At 71.7% G+C, this 13972-nt stretch carries 10 protein-coding genes and 1 pseudogene; all 11 read left to right on the forward strand.

Annotation, left to right across the window (positions count from 1 at the left end; translation table 11 throughout):
• The first annotated feature begins 181 nt into the window (after positions 1–181).
• The 11 genes and pseudogenes from gatC (at position 182) to KCH_RS42665 (ending at position 13960) form a co-directional block, all read left to right on the forward strand.
• A complete protein-coding gene (gene gatC / locus KCH_RS24240; protein ID WP_035866399.1) occupies positions 182–478 on the forward strand; it encodes an Asp-tRNA(Asn)/Glu-tRNA(Gln) amidotransferase subunit GatC in 297 nt (98 codons plus the stop codon).
• A gap of 5 nt (positions 479–483) precedes the next feature.
• On the forward strand, positions 484–1977 hold the full coding sequence (gatA, locus tag KCH_RS24245) for an Asp-tRNA(Asn)/Glu-tRNA(Gln) amidotransferase subunit GatA (protein ID WP_035866402.1): 1494 nt from the start codon (positions 484–486) through the stop codon (positions 1975–1977).
• Positions 1974–2213 carry a hypothetical protein gene (locus KCH_RS24250; protein WP_035866405.1) on the forward strand — a complete coding sequence of 80 codons (240 nt, stop codon included), beginning with the start codon at positions 1974–1976 and terminating at the stop codon, positions 2211–2213. Before gatA ends, KCH_RS24250 begins: the two co-directional genes overlap by 4 nt.
• 26 nt (positions 2214–2239) lie before the next feature.
• The gene (gene gatB, locus KCH_RS24255) at positions 2240–3739 is read left to right on the forward strand and encodes an Asp-tRNA(Asn)/Glu-tRNA(Gln) amidotransferase subunit GatB (RefSeq protein ID WP_035866408.1); all 1500 of its coding nucleotides are present in this window, start codon (positions 2240–2242) and stop codon (positions 3737–3739) included.
• Between the two features lie 71 nt (positions 3740–3810).
• Positions 3811–4794: a dTDP-glucose 4,6-dehydratase gene (gene rfbB / locus KCH_RS24260; RefSeq protein WP_035866412.1), complete on the forward strand. Its 984-nt coding sequence runs from the start codon at positions 3811–3813 to the stop codon at positions 4792–4794.
• Between the two features lie 211 nt (positions 4795–5005).
• Positions 5006–7935, forward strand: a pseudogene (locus KCH_RS47310) (putative bifunctional diguanylate cyclase/phosphodiesterase).
• A gap of 353 nt (positions 7936–8288) precedes the next feature.
• Complete coding sequence (locus KCH_RS24270; RefSeq protein WP_051653406.1) at positions 8289–10061, forward strand: acetolactate synthase large subunit; 1773 nt, start codon at positions 8289–8291, stop codon at positions 10059–10061.
• A 23-nt stretch (positions 10062–10084) separates the two neighbouring features.
• Positions 10085–10609: an acetolactate synthase small subunit gene (gene ilvN, locus KCH_RS24275; RefSeq protein ID WP_035873520.1), complete on the forward strand. Its 525-nt coding sequence runs from the start codon at positions 10085–10087 to the stop codon at positions 10607–10609.
• 101 nt (positions 10610–10710) lie between these two features.
• The gene (gene ilvC, locus KCH_RS24280) at positions 10711–11709 is read left to right on the forward strand and encodes a ketol-acid reductoisomerase (RefSeq protein ID WP_035866415.1); all 999 of its coding nucleotides are present in this window, start codon (positions 10711–10713) and stop codon (positions 11707–11709) included.
• A 221-nt stretch (positions 11710–11930) separates the two neighbouring features.
• On the forward strand, positions 11931–13517 hold the full coding sequence (serA, locus tag KCH_RS24285) for a phosphoglycerate dehydrogenase (RefSeq protein ID WP_035866418.1): 1587 nt from the start codon (positions 11931–11933) through the stop codon (positions 13515–13517).
• Positions 13518–13801: 284 nt separating this feature from the next.
• Positions 13802–13960: a hypothetical protein gene (locus KCH_RS42665; RefSeq protein WP_167574110.1), complete on the forward strand. Its 159-nt coding sequence runs from the start codon at positions 13802–13804 to the stop codon at positions 13958–13960.
• Positions 13961–13972 lie beyond the last annotated feature (12 nt).

The raw sequence follows: 13972 nt of genomic DNA on the forward strand, positions 1-13972 counted from the left end.
GTCCGTCCGGGGCGGGAGTTCCGTCCCCGGACGGGCCTCGCCGCCGTTCCCCTCCCGCCCCGCGCGGTTCCCCGCGCCCCTTCGGGGACCCGCGGTGGCCATAGGATGGGTCACTGGACCGAAAGGACGGGTGTGCCCAGGGCCGCCCGGTCTACCAGAACTCACCCTTGAGGATCGCTGCATGCCTGGCATCACGCGCGAGGAGGTCGCCCACCTCGCCCGGCTGTCGCGTCTTGAGTTGCAGGCGGAGGAGTTGGACCACTTCGCCGAGCAGCTCGACGTGATCATCGGCGCGGTCGCCCGCGTTTCCGAGGTCGCGGGGCAGGACGTCCCGCCGACCTCCCACCCGCTCCCGCTGAGCAACGTCATGCGGGCGGACGAGGTGCGACAGTCGCTGACCCCGGAGCAGGCGCTCTCCGGCGCCCCGGCGAGTGAGGACCAGCGTTTCCGCGTGCCGCAGATCCTCGGGGAGGACTGACCGAGATGACCGAGCTGATCAAGTACACGGCGGCCGAGACGGCCTCCGCGATCGCCAACGGCGAGGTCTCGGCGGTCGAGGTCGCCCAGGCCCACCTGGACCGGATCGACGCCGTCGACAAGAAGGTCAACGCCTTCCTGCACGTCGACACCGAGGGCGCGCTGGCCGCCGCCCGCAAGGTCGACGACAAGCGCGCCAAGGGCGAGCGGCTGAGCCCGCTGGCCGGCGTGCCGCTCGCGCTGAAGGACGTCTTCACCACCCGGGGCATCCCGACCACCTGCGGGTCGAAGATGCTCGAGGGCTGGATCCCGCCCTACGACGCCACCCTGACGCGCCGTCTGAAGGACGCGGACGTCGTCATCCTCGGCAAGACCAACATGGACGAGTTCGCGATGGGCTCCTCCACCGAGAACTCGGCGTACGGCCCGACCGGCAACCCGTGGGACCTGACCCGGATCCCCGGCGGCTCCGGCGGCGGCTCCGCCGCGGCGCTCGCCGCGTTCGAGGCCCCGCTGGCGATCGGCACCGACACCGGCGGCTCGATCCGCCAGCCCGGCGCCGTCACCGGCACCGTCGGCGTCAAGCCGACCTACGGCGCGGTGTCCCGCTACGGCCTGGTCGCGTTCTCGTCCTCGCTCGACCAGGGCGGCCCGTGCGCCCGCACCGTGCTCGACGCGGCGCTGCTGCACGAGGCGATCGCCGGCCACGACCCGCTGGACTCCACCTCGATCGACGCGCCGGTGCCGGCCGTGGTCGAGGCCGCGAAGATGCGCGACATCCGCGGCATGCGGATCGGCATCGTCAAGGAGTTCGCCGGCGAGGGCTACCAGGCCGGCGTCATGCAGCGCTTCAACGAGACGGTGGAGCTGCTGCGCGAGCTGGGCGCCGAGGTCGTCGAGGTGTCCTGCCCGTCGTTCACGCTGGCGCTGCCCGCGTACTACCTGATCGCCCCGTCCGAGTGCTCCTCGAACCTCGCCCGGTTCGACGCGATGCGCTACGGCCTGCGGGTCGGCGACGACGGCACCCGGTCCGCCGAGCAGGTCACCGCGCTGACCCGCGAGGCCGGCTTCGGCGACGAGGTCAAGCGCCGCATCATCCTCGGCACCTACGCGCTGTCCTCCGGCTACTACGACGCCTACTACGGCTCGGCGCAGAAGGTCCGCACCCTGATCTCGCGGGACTTCGACGCCGCGTTCGCCGGTGTCGACGTGCTGATCTCGCCGACCACGCCGACCACGGCATTCCCGATCGGCGAGCGGGCAGACGACCCGATGGCGATGTACCTCGCCGACCTGTGCACCATTCCCTCGAACCTGGCGGGCAACGCGGCCATGTCGCTGCCCTGCGGGCTCGCCCCGGAGGACAATCTCCCGGTCGGCCTGCAGATCATCGCCCCCGCGATGGCGGACGACCGCCTCTACCGCGTGGGCGGAACCGTCGAGGCCGCGCTCAACGACAAGTGGGGTCACACCCTGCTGGAGGAGGCACCGGCACTATGAGCAAGATCGAGAAGGCCAAGGGCTGGAAGCACTCGAAGCCCGGCCTGTGGCTGTCCATCGGCACCAGCGCGTTCGGGGCGATCTCCATCGTCAAGGACGTCCGCAACGCCCGTGAGGACAACGACACCCTCAAGCTGATCAACGCCCTGGTCGGCGCCGCCGCCCTGGTCACCGGCACCGCGCTCCTCGTCCGCGAGCTCAAGCGGCTCGGCGACGACGACGTCCTGCTCGGCTGAACCTCCATGACTGAAGAAGGGACGCTGTGAGCGTCATGAGCCTGGTCTCCTACGAGGAGGCACTCGCCTCGTACGACCCGGTGATGGGCCTTGAGGTCCACGTCGAGCTGGGTACCAAGACCAAGATGTTCTGCGGCTGCTCCACCGAGCTGGGCGCCGAGCCGAACTCGCAGACCTGCCCGACCTGCCTCGGCCTGCCCGGCTCGCTGCCGGTGGTCAACGCGGTCGGCGTCGAGTCGGCGATCCGGATCGGCCTCGCGCTGAACTGCGAGATCGCCGAGTGGTGCCGCTTCGCCCGGAAGAACTACTTCTATCCGGACATGCCGAAGAACTTCCAGACCAGCCAGTACGACGAGCCGATCGCCTTCAACGGCTACCTCGACGTGCAGCTGGAGGACGGCGAGGTCTTCCGCGTGGAGATCGAGCGCGCCCACATGGAGGAGGACACCGGCAAGTCCACCCACGTCGGCGGCGCCACCGGCCGCATCCACGGCGCCGAGTACTCGCTGCTCGACTACAACCGGGCCGGCATCCCGCTCATCGAGATCGTCACCAAGCCGATCGAGGGCGCGGGCCACCGGGCACCGGAGGTCGCCAAGGCGTACGTCGCCGAACTGCGCGAGCTGATCAAGGCGCTGGGCGTCTCCGAGGCCCGGATGGACAAGGGCCAGATGCGCTGCGACGTCAACCTGTCGCTGCGCCCCAACGGCACCTCGACCTTCGGCACCCGCAGCGAGACCAAGAACGTCAACTCGCTGCGCAGCGTCGAGCGGGCCGCCCGGTTCGAGATCATGCGGCACGCCACCGTCCTCACCGACGGCGGCACGATCGTCCAGGAGACCCGGCACTTCCACGAGGAGGACGGCTCCACCACCTCCGGCCGGATCAAGGACAACGCCGAGGACTACCGGTACTTCCCGGAGCCCGACCTGGTCCCCGTCGCCCCCGCCCGCGAGTGGGTCGAGGAGCTGCGGGCCGGTCTGCCGGAGATGCCGCGGGTCCGCCGGGCCCGGCTGCAGGCCGAGTGGGGCCTGACCGACAAGGACATGCAGTCGGTGCTCAACGCCGGTGCGGTGGAGCCGATTTCGGACACCATCGCGGCCGGCGCCCCCGCCGACCAGGCCCGCAAGTGGTGGATGGGCGAGCTGGCGCGGCGCGCCAACGAGACCGGCACCGAGCTCTCCGAGCAGCCGATCACCCCGGCCCAGGTGGCCCGGGTCTGCGCGCTGGTCGCCGAGGGCAAGCTGAACGACAAGCTGGCCCGCCAGGTCATCGAGGGCGTCCTCGCCGGCGAGGGCGAGCCGGACCAGGTCGTCGAGAAGCGCGGCCTGGCCGTGGTCTCCGACGACTCGGCGCTCGGCGCGGCCGTCGACCAGGCGATCGCCGACAACCCGGACGTCGCCGCGAAGATCCGCGACGGCAAGGTGCAGGCGGTCGGCGCGCTGGTCGGCGCGGTCATGAAGACCACCCGCGGCCAGGCCGACGCGGCGCGGGTGAAGGATCTGATTCTGGAGAAGCTGGCCTGAGGCCTGCTGTTCCGCCCGGTGCCCGTTCCCGAACTGGGGGCGGGCACCGTCGTTTCGACGGAGAGAACCACATGAGGATCCTGGTCACCGGCGGCGCCGGCTTCATCGGCTCGCACTACGTCCGCACCCTGCTGGCGGACGGCTACCCCGGCCTGCGCGGCGCCCGGGTCACCGTCCTCGACAGGCTCACCTACGCCGGCAACCGCGACAACCTGCCGGCCGCCGACCCCCGGCTGGACTTCGTCCACGGCGACGTCTGCGACCTCGACCTGATGCTCCAACTGGCGCCCGGCCACGACGCGGTGGTCCACTTCGCCGCCGAGTCGCACGTCGACCGCTCGGTGGAGTCGGCCGCCGAGTTCGTCCGTACCAACGTCGGCGGCACCCAGAGCGTCCTGGAGGCCGCGCTGCGCTCCGGCGTCCAGCGGGTCGTGCACGTCTCCACCGACGAGGTGTACGGGTCGACGGAGCACGGCTCCTGGACCGAGGAGAGCCCGCTGCTGCCCAACTCCCCGTACGCCGCCTCCAAGGCCGGCTCCGACCTGATCGCCCGCGCCTACTGGCGCACCCACGGGCTGGACGTCTCGATCACCCGCTGCTCCAACAACTACGGCCCGTACCAGCACCCCGAGAAGCTCATACCGCTGTTCACCACCAACCTGCTGGAGGGCCTGCCCGTCCCGCTGTACGGCGACGGCGCCAACGTCCGGGAGTGGCTGCACGTCGACGACCACTGCCGGGCCGTCCAGCTGGTCCTGGAGGGCGGCCGGGCCGGCGAGGTCTACAACGTCGGCGGCGGCGAGGAGCGGACCAACCGGCAGATCACCGAACTCCTGCTGGCCCGCCTCGGCGCCGACCGGAGCGCCGTGCGGCACGTCGCCGACCGCAAGGGCCACGACCTGCGCTACGCGCTGGACGGAACGAAGATCCGCGAGGAGCTCGGCTACCGGCCGCTGGTCCCGTTCGCCCGGGGCCTGGCCGACACCGTCGACTGGTACCGCGACCACCCGGCCTGGTGGAAGGCCGCCAAGTACCGCGAGCCGCACCGGGCCTGACGGCCGGTCGGATTCGTTCTGGGCCGAACGGGCGACACCGCCCCGAGCCGCCCCCTCCCCACCTGGCAACCATTACGCTGAGTTGAGTATGCGTGCCGGTGCGTGACCGGATTGGTGTAGGGTCCGGAGCGGGAACACCGGTACGGCCGCGGGCCGGAGGGGGAGATGTCGATTGAACTCCACCGAATCGGTGCTGCCTGTCTGCTCGCCCATGCGCCGGCTCACCGCCGTGCTGCTCGCGGTGCTCTGCGCCGGGTACGCGGTGGGCGCCGGGATCGGCTGGGGATCGTGCGAACTCTCGCTGGTGATGGGCGACTTCGGCCTCGCCGCGGCGGCCCTCGCGGCCGCCCTGTCCTGCCTGGCGCACGGCATCGCGGTGGGCGGCCACACCCGTCCCGCCTGGCTGCTGTTCGGCCTCTCCTCCGCCATGGTGGCGTTCGGCAACGCCGCCTGGGGCTGGTACGAGGTGGTGCTCGGCCGCCCGCTGCCGCCGGACTCCTACGCCGACTTCGCCTTCCTGCTGTTCGCCCCGCTGGCCATCACCGGCCTGCTGGTGCTCGCCCAGCGCCCGCGCAACCCGGCCGGCTGGCTCTGCCTGGTGCTGGACGCCTGGCTGGTGGCCGGCTCGCTGTTCACCCTCAGCTGGAGCCTTGCCCTCGGCCGGGTCGCCGCCGGCGACGGTGACGACCCGCTGAAGCTCGCCCTCGGCCTCGGCTACCCCGTGCTGGACATCCTGCTGGTCAGCCTGGTGGTCGGCCTGAACGTCCGCGGCCGGGACCGCAACCGGGCCGCCGTGCACACCGCGATGATCGGCCTCGCCGTCACCGTGGTCTGCGACGCGCTGTTCACCACCCCGCAGTTCCACAGCGACTACCACTCCGGCGAACTGCTGGACGCCGGCTGGTTCGCCGGCTCCCTGCTGCTCGCCTGGGCGCCCTGGTCGCACACCCGCCGCCCCAGCCGCGAGCACCCCTCCACCCAGGGCGTCCCGCGCCGCCGGGTCGCCTCCACGTTCAGCGCCCTCACCCCGTACGCCGCCGCCGCGGTGTGCACCGCCGGGATCCTCTACAACGCCCTCGGCGGCCGCCCGCTGGACCGGGTGATGCTGGCCGCCGCCAGCACCGTGGGCCTCGCGCTGATCGTCCGGCAGGGCGTGATGCTGCTCGACAACCTGTCCCTCGCCCAGGAACTCGCCACCAAGGAAGCCCACTTCCGCTCCCTGGTGCAGGGCTCCAGCGACGTCATCATGATCGCCGGGCCGTCCGGCGCGCTGTCCTACGTCAGCCCCGCCGCGCTGCGGGTCTACAACCGCGACCCCGAGGACCTGGTCGGCGGCAACCTGCTCAACCTGGTGCACCCCGAGGACGTCGACCGGGTGCTCGCCGAGGTGCGCCGCATCCTGGCCCGCACCAAGGGCGCCCGGTTCAGCAACGGCGAGCCCTCCGCCCGGGTCGAGTGCCGGATCCGCTCCGGCGAGGGGGAGTGGCTGCACGTCGAGTCGACCGTCAACCCGTACCGCGACGGGCTGATCCTCAACAGCCGCGACATCACCGAACGCGTCCGCCTGCAGGCCCAGTTGCAGCACAACGCGTTCCACGACCCGCTCACCGACCTGCCCAACCGCGCGCTGTTCGCGCACCGGGTCCGGGCCGCGCTGTCCGCCCAGGGCCCGGCCGGCACCGCCGTCGCCGTGCTCTTCCTCGACCTGGACGGCTTCAAGGCCGTCAACGACACCGCGGGCCACCAGGTCGGCGACGAACTGCTGGTGCAGGCCGCCCGCCGGCTGCAGGCCGCCGTCCGCACCGAGGACACCGTCGCCCGGTTCGGCGGCGACGAGTTCGCCGTCCTGGTCCGCGGCCGGCTCGGCCACCCCCAGGTCCGCGACCTCGCCGAACGGATCCGCGCCGCCCTCTCCGAGCCGTACTGGATCGGCGGCGCCGAACTCGGCGTCGCCGCCTCGATCGGCATCGCCTTCGGCCCCGACACCCCGCTGCCCGTCCCCGAGCCCGCCCCCGACGACGACCCCGCCCGGCCCGCACCGCCGAATCCCCGGCCACCGGCGCCGCCGACGAACTGCTCCGCAACGCCGACCTGGCGATGTACCAGGCCAAGTCCCGCGGCAAGGGCCGGGTCATGCTCTACACCCCGGCCATGCGCGCCGAACTCGACCGGCGCGGCGAACTCGAGGAGCGGCTGCGCGCCGCCGTCCGCGAAGGCTCCTTCGCACTGCTCCACCAGCCCGTCGTCGACCTGGCCGGCGGCCGGCTCACCGGCGTCGAGGCGCAGGCCCGCTGGCGCTCCGCCGAGGGCATGCTGCTCACCCCCGCCGAGTTCCTGCGCACCGCCGACACCGGCGACGCCGCCACCCGGTTCGCCCGCTGGCTGCTCACCGAGGCGGTCGCCGCCGCCGCCCGCCGCCGCGCCGACGGCCCCGCCGCCCCGCCCGTCCCGGTCACCGTCCGGCTGGCCGCCGACCGGCTCTGCGCCCCCGGCATGTACGAGACCCTGGCCGGCGCCCTGCGGGACACCCAACTCCCGCCCGACCTGCTGGTCCTGGAGGTCGCCCGGACCGGCCCGGACGCGCTCGCCGACGAACTCGGCCGCCGGCTGGCCGCGTTCCGCCGCCTCGGGGTGTCCACCGCGCTCGCCGGCTTCGGCGCCGGCGGCGGCTCGCTCGGCGCGCTCGCCCGGATGCCGTTCGACGCGCTCAAACTGGACCGCAGCCTGGTCCAGGACATCGCCGACTCCACCCTCACCCGGGCGCTGGCCGGCCACGCGCTCCGCCTCGGCCGGGACCTCGGCCTGGTCACCGGCGCCGACGGCGTCGACCACCCCCGGCAGGTCGCCGTCCTCCAGGAACTCGGCTGCCGGCGCGGCCAGGGCCTGGCCTTCGACCGGCCGCTCGACGAACTCCGGCTGCGCCGCGCCCTGTTGCGCCGCGGCTACCCCGTGCCGCGCCCCGGCCAGGGCCGACCGGGCCGCCGCACGCCGCTCGCCCCGGACCCTCGCTCGGGCGGTCTCGCGGAGGCTTCGGCGGCCCGTCCCGGGCACCTCCACAACGGCCTTGAGCTGCCGCAACGGCACACCGTGGGGGGTCCGGCCGGCGGCTCGCATGGTGAGACGGCGGTCCCACCAGCTTGACACCCACCACTGCGTGGGAGGAAGGTCGGTGCCATGACCACCCGAATTCTCGTACTTGGCGGGCGCGTCGGCTGAACAGCAGCCCGACGCGCCTCCCCCTCGCATGCCCTTGGCACGAGGGGTTTTTTGTTGCACGAATCCGGGTCGGCCACCGCAGGAACCCTGGCCTCAACCCCCCGAAATCCGGACGATCGAGGCACCGCCGGAGACCGCCCCGGTGGCCACCGCCACCAGGGCCGGCGCCACCCCGAGCAGAACCCGAGAAGAGACAGGCAGATGACTGAGCACGCCGCAACCCCCCGCCGCGGGACCACCCGGCCGCCCACGCTCCGGGTCAGCAGACCATCGAGACCATGACCGGCGCGCAGTCGCTCATCCGCTCGCTCGAGGCCGTGGGGGCCGACACGGTCTTCGGCATCCCGGGCGGCGCCATCCTCCCGGCGTACGACCCGCTGATGGACTCCACCAAGGTCCGGCACATCCTGGTCCGCCACGAGCAGGGCGCCGGCCACGCCGCGACCGGCTACGCGCAGGCCACCGGCAAGGTCGGCGTCTGCATGGCGACCTCGGGCCCCGGCGCCACCAACCTGGTCACCCCGATCGCCGACGCCTACATGGACTCGGTGCCGATGGTCGCCATCACCGGCCAGGTCGCCTCGAAGGCGATCGGCACGGACGCCTTCCAGGAGGCGGACATCTGCGGCATCACCATGCCGATCACCAAGCACAACTACCTGGTCACCGACCCGGCCGAGATCCCGCGGGTGATCGCCGAGGCGTTCCACATCGCCGCCACCGGCCGTCCCGGCCCGGTCCTGGTCGACATCGCCAAGGACGCGCTGCAGGCCACCACCACCTTCCGCTGGCCGGTCGAGGCCGCGCTGCCCGGCTACCGCCCCGTCACCAAGCCGCACGCCAAGCAGATCCGCGAGGCCGCCAAGCTGCTGGTCAACTCCAAGCGCCCGGTGCTGTACGTCGGCGGCGGCGTGCTCAAGGCCAACGCCGGCACCGAGCTGCGCATCCTGGCCGAGCTGACCGGCGCGCCCGTGGTCACCACCCTGATGGCGATCGGCGTCTTCCCGGACAGCCACCCGCAGCACCTGGGCATGCCCGGCATGCACGGCTCGGTCCCCGCCGTCACCGCGCTGCAGAAGTCCGACCTGCTGTTCACCCTGGGCGCCCGCTTCGACGACCGGGTCACCGGCAAGCTGGACTCGTTCGCCCCGAACGCCAAGGTCGTGCACGCGGACATCGACCCGGCCGAGATCGGCAAGAACCGCCCGGCGGACGTCCCGATCGTCGGCGACGCCCGCGAGGTGCTGGCCGACCTGATCGTCGCCGTCCAGGCCGAGTTCGACGCCGGCCACCGCGGCGACTACGCGGACTGGTGGACCAAGCTCAACCACTGGAAGAAGACCTACCCGGTCGGCTGGGAGCCCGCCCCCGACGGCCGGCTGTCGCCGCAGCAGGTGATCGAGCGGATCGGCCAACTGGTCGGCCCGGACGCCATCTACGCCGCGGGCGTCGGCCAGCACCAGATGTGGGCCAGCCAGTTCATCCAGTTCGAGAAGCCCGCGACCTGGCTGAACTCCGGCGGCGCCGGCACCATGGGCTACGCCGTCCCGGCCGCGATGGGCGCGAAGGCCGGCAAGCCGGACACCCCGGTGTGGGCGATCGACGGCGACGGCTGCTTCCAGATGACCAATCAGGAACTGACCACCTGCACCCTGAACAACCTGCCGATCAAGGTCGCGGTCATCAACAACGGCTCGCTGGGCATGGTCCGCCAGTGGCAGACGCTGTTCTACAACCAGCGCTACTCCAACACCGTCCTGCACTCCGGCCCCGGCCACGACGGCATCGAGCCGCCCGCCCAGGGCACCCGGATCCCGGACTTCGTGCTGCTGTCCGAGGCGATGGGCTGCGTCGGCCTGCGCTGCGAGCGCCCCGAGGACCTGGACGCCGTCATCAAGCAGGCCATGGAGATCAACGACCGCCCCGTGGTCATCGACTTCATCGTCCACCAGGACGCGATGGTCTGGCCGATGGTGGCCGCCGGCACCTCCAACGACGAGATCCTGTTCGCCCGCGGCGTCCGCCCCGACTTCGGCGACGACCAGGACTGACGAGTCAGAAAGCGATGACCACCATGTCCAAGCACACCCTGTCCGTCCTGGTCGAGAACAAGCCCGGCGTGCTCGCCCGGATCGCCGCACTGTTCTCCCGCCGCGGCTTCAACATCGACTCGCTCGCGGTCGGCCCGACCGAGCACCCCGACATCTCCCGGATGACCATCGTGGTCAACGTCGAGGAGCTGCCGCTGGAGCAGGTCACCAAGCAGCTCAACAAGCTGGTCAACGTGATCAAGATCGTCGAGCTGGACCAGTCCCAGGCCGTCCAGCGCGAACTGGTCCTGGTGAAGGTCCGCGCCGACGCCGAGACCCGCTCCCAGGTCACCGAGATCGTCCAGCTGTTCCGCGCCAAGACCGTCGACGTGTCGCCCGACGCGGTGACCGTCGAGGCGACCGGCTCCTCCGACAAGTTGGAGGCCATGCTGCGGATGCTGGAGCCTTACGGCATCAAGGAGTTGGTGCAGTCCGGCCTGGTCGCCATCGGCCGCGGCGCCCGCTCCATCACCGACCGCTCGCTGCGCGCGCTCGACCGCAGCGCCTGACGCGCGGCGTCTTACTACCTGAGCAGTACCACCGAACCCCCGCCGGGTGCGCCTACGGTAGGAACCCCCGGCAACACCACCACGCAAGGAGATGTGCCCCCGTGGCCGAGCTGTTCTACGAAGACGACGCCGACCTGTCCATCATCCAGGGCCGCAAGGTCGCGGTCATCGGCTACGGCAGCCAGGGCCACGCCCACGCGCTGTCGCTGCGCGACTCGGGCGTGGACGTCCGCGTCGGCCTGCTGGAGGGCTCCAAGTCCCGCGCCGCCGCCGCCGAGGCCGGCCTGCGCGTGGTCACCCCGTCCGAGGCCGCGGCCGAGGCCGACGTCATCATGATCCTGGTGCCGGACCCGATCCAGGCCGACGTCTACAAGGAGGCCATCGAGCCGAACCTGAAGGCGGGCGACGCCCTGTTCTTCGGCCACGGCCTGAACATCCGGTTCGGCTTCATCCAGCCGCCGGCCGACGTCGACGTCTGCATGGTCGCCCCGAAGGGCCCGGGCCACCTGGTCCGCCGCCAGTACCAGGAGGGCCGCGGCGTCCCGTGCATCGTGGCCGTCGAGCAGGACGCCACCGGCAAGGCCTTCGACCTGGCGCTGTCCTACGCCAAGGGCATCGGCGGCACCAAGGCCGGCGTCATCAAGACCACCTTCACCGAGGAGACCGAGACCGACCTGTTCGGCGAGCAGGCCGTCCTCTGCGGCGGCACCGCCGCCCTGGTCAAGGCCGGCTTCGAGACCCTGGTCGAGGCGGGCTACCAGCCCGAGATCGCCTACTTCGAGTGCCTCCACGAGCTGAAGCTGATCGTCGACCTGATGTACGAGGGCGGCCTGGAGAAGATGCGCTGGTCGGTCTCCGAGACCGCCGAGTGGGGCGACTACGTGACCGGCCCCCGCATCATCACCGCCGACACCAAGGCCGAGATGAAGAAGGTCCTCGCCGAGATCCAGGACGGCACCTTCGCCAACACCTGGATCGCCGAGTACAAGGCCGGCCTGCCGAAGTACAACGAGTACAAGAACGCGGACGCCGACCACCTGCTGGAGACCACCGGCAAGAAGCTGCGCAAGCTGATGTCCTGGGTGGACCAGGAGGCCTGATCCGCCTCACCGCGCTTGTACAACAAGGCTGTTCCCGTCCGGGTGATTTCGCCGGACGGGAGCAGTCCCCCCGGCGGCCCGCCGATAGACTCCCGAATACGCGTCAGGCCCACAGCGTCGTGCGTCTAGCTACGCGACATGCCACCTTCCCCCGCCCTGTGCACGCCACCTCCGTGTGGCGGGGTGAACCGGACAGTTAAGGACACACTGTCGTGAGCACTGTGACACCTAAAAGCGCTGTCGTTCTGATCGCTGAAGAGCTCTCGCCCGCCACCGTCGACGCGCTGGGCCCCGACTTCGAGATCCGGCACTGCAACGGCGCCGACCGCGCCGAACTGCTGACCGCGATCGCGGACGTGGACGCCATCCTGATCCGCTCGGCCACCAAGGTCGACGCCGAGGCGCTGGCCGCCGCCAAGAAGCTCAAGGTCGTCGCCCGCGCCGGCGTCGGCCTGGACAACGTCGACGTCGCCGCCTCCACCAAGGCCGGCGTGATGGTCGTCAACGCGCCGACCTCCAACATCGTCACCGCCGCCGAACTCGCCTGCGGCCTGCTGATCTCGGTCGCCCGCAACATCGCGCCCGCCAACGCCGCGCTCAAGGGCGGCGAGTGGAAGCGCAACAAGTACACCGGCGTCGAGCTCAGCGAGAAGACCCTCGGCGTGGTCGGCCTCGGCCGGATCGGCGTCCTGGTCGCGCAGCGGATGTCCGCGTTCGGCATGAAGATCGTCGCCTACGACCCCTACATCCAGGCCGCCCGCGCGGCCCAGATGGGCGTCAAGCTGCTCTCGCTCGAAGAGCTGCTGGAGGTCTCGGACTTCATCACCGTGCACCTGCCGAAGACCCCGGAGACCATCGGCCTGATCGGCGACGAGGCGCTGCACAAGGTCAAGCCGAGCGTGCGGATCGTCAACGCGGCCCGCGGCGGCATCGTCGACGAGGACGCGCTGCTGCGCGCCCTGCAGGAGGGCCGGGTCGCCGGCGCCGGCCTCGACGTGTACGCCAAGGAGCCGTGCACCGACTCGCCGCTGTTCGCCCTCGACAACGTGGTGGCCACCCCGCACCTGGGCGCCTCCACCGACGAGGCGCAGGAGAAGGCCGGCATCGCGGTCGCCAAGTCGGTGCGCCTCGCGCTGGCCGGCGAGCTGGTGCCGGACGCCGTCAACGTCCAGGGCGGCGTGATCGCCGAGGACGTGCGCCCGGGCCTGCCGCTCGCCGAGAAGCTCGGCCGGATCTTCACCGCGCTGGCCGGCGAGGTCGCCGTCCGGCTCGACGTCGAGGTCCGCGGCGAGATCACCCAGCACGACGTGAAGGTACTCGAACTCTCCGCGCTGAAGGGCGTGTTCGAGGACGTGGTGGCCGAGACGGTGTCCTACGTCAACGCCCCGCTGTTCGCCCAGGAGCGCGGCGTCGAGGTCCGGCTGACCACCTCCAGCGAGTCGCCCGAGCACCGCAACGTGATCACCGTCCGCGGCACCCTGGCGGACGGCTCGGAGGTGTCGATCTCCGGCACCCTCTCCGGCCACAAGCAGACCCAGAAGATCGTCGGCGTGGACGGCTTCGACGTGGACGTCGCGCTCACCGACCACATGGCCTTCTTCCACTACGAGGACCGCCCCGGCGTGGTCGGCACCCTCGGCCGGATCCTCGGCGACGCCGGCATCAACATCGCCGGCATGCAGGTGGCCCGCGACGGCGACAGCGCGCTCGCCTCGATCACCGTGGACACCGAGGTGTCGCAGGACGTCCTGAACGACATCGCCGGTGCCATCGGCGCCCGCTTCGCCCGTTCGGTGAACCTCGGCTGACACCCCCTCAGCACCACCCGAACGGCCCTTCCGACCTTGAGGCGGAAGGGCCGTTCGCATACCCGATGGCCGCCGTCGTCTCAGATACTAGGAAATCCAAGTAATTCGGCGACAGCGCCGCCCGCCCGTCGTACTGTGGAGTAGTCATACGGTGCGCCACCCCCGCAACGCCGGGGCGCGTGGCCCGTGTGCACGTACGCGGTGCGGCAGGCGACCCCTGCCGGCGTACCCCTCGCTCACCACCCTCCCGCGCGCTGCTGCGCCCCCGCACCAAGGAGCCCGGTATGCCTTTCGTCGCAGACCGCACCACCGCCCCCACCACGCCCGCCACCGCCGCCGCCGTCCAGCGCCGGCGCCGCCGCGCCCAGGCCGACCCGCGCGCCGCCGCCGCCCTGCAGCGCGCCCTCGACCGCCGCGACAACGGCGGCCCCGCCGAGCACTGAGCCCGGCCAACT

The organism is Kitasatospora cheerisanensis KCTC 2395 (assembly GCF_000696185.1).
Classification (GTDB): Bacteria; Actinomycetota; Actinomycetes; order Streptomycetales; family Streptomycetaceae; genus Kitasatospora; species Kitasatospora cheerisanensis.

Excerpts from the sequence above, each read along its gene's own strand:
- gatC (WP_035866399.1), top strand. The coding sequence starts at position 182 with ATGCCTGGCATCACGCGCGAGGAGGTCGCCCACCTCGCCCGGCTGTCG.
- gatA (WP_035866402.1), top strand. The coding sequence starts at position 484 with ATGACCGAGCTGATCAAGTACACGGCGGCCGAGACGGCCTCCGCGATC.
- KCH_RS24250 (WP_035866405.1), top strand. The coding sequence starts at position 1,974 with ATGAGCAAGATCGAGAAGGCCAAGGGCTGGAAGCACTCGAAGCCCGGC.
- rfbB (WP_035866412.1), top strand. The coding sequence starts at position 3,811 with ATGAGGATCCTGGTCACCGGCGGCGCCGGCTTCATCGGCTCGCACTAC.
- KCH_RS24270 (WP_051653406.1), top strand. The coding sequence starts at position 8,289 with ATGACCGGCGCGCAGTCGCTCATCCGCTCGCTCGAGGCCGTGGGGGCC.
- ilvN (WP_035873520.1), top strand. The coding sequence starts at position 10,085 with ATGTCCAAGCACACCCTGTCCGTCCTGGTCGAGAACAAGCCCGGCGTG.
- KCH_RS42665 (WP_167574110.1), top strand. The coding sequence starts at position 13,802 with ATGCCTTTCGTCGCAGACCGCACCACCGCCCCCACCACGCCCGCCACC.